At 71.1% G+C, this 433-nt stretch carries 1 protein-coding gene; it reads left to right on the top strand.

Translation table 11 applies throughout. The annotated features are described in order from the left end of the window. The coding region (locus J0695_RS08215) for a carboxyl transferase domain-containing protein (protein WP_277989957.1) at nt 1–433 on the top strand (433 nt) is incomplete at both ends.

Raw genomic sequence — 433 nt, 5'->3', positions numbered from 1 at the left:
CCAGGAGGGCGTCTCGGCGCTCGCCGGTTACGGCGGGATCTTCCAGCGCAACACCCGTGCCTCGGGTGTCATCCCGCAGATCAGTGTGATGCTCGGCCCGTGTGCGGGCGGCGCGGCCTACAGCCCCGCCCTCACCGACTTCGTGTTCATGGTCCGCGAGACCTCGCAGATGTTCATCACCGGGCCCGACGTGGTCCGCGCGGTGACCGGCGAGGAGATCACCCAGAACGGGCTCGGCGGTGCGGACGTGCACGCCGAGACCTCGGGCGTCGCGCACTTCGCGTACGACGACGAGGAGACCTGCATCGCCGAGGTCCGCTACCTCATCTCGATGCTCCCCTCCAACAACCGCGAGAAGCCCCCCGCGGAGGAGCCGACGGACCCGGCCGGCCGCCCCAACGCCGCACTGCTCGACCTGGTGCCGGCGGACGGG

The organism is Streptomyces beijiangensis, assembly GCF_017315755.1.
GTDB lineage: Bacteria > Actinomycetota > Actinomycetes > Streptomycetales > Streptomycetaceae > Streptomyces > Streptomyces beijiangensis.
Note: the sequence above shows the minus strand (reverse complement) of the source record. Positions and strands in the feature narration are given on the sequence as shown.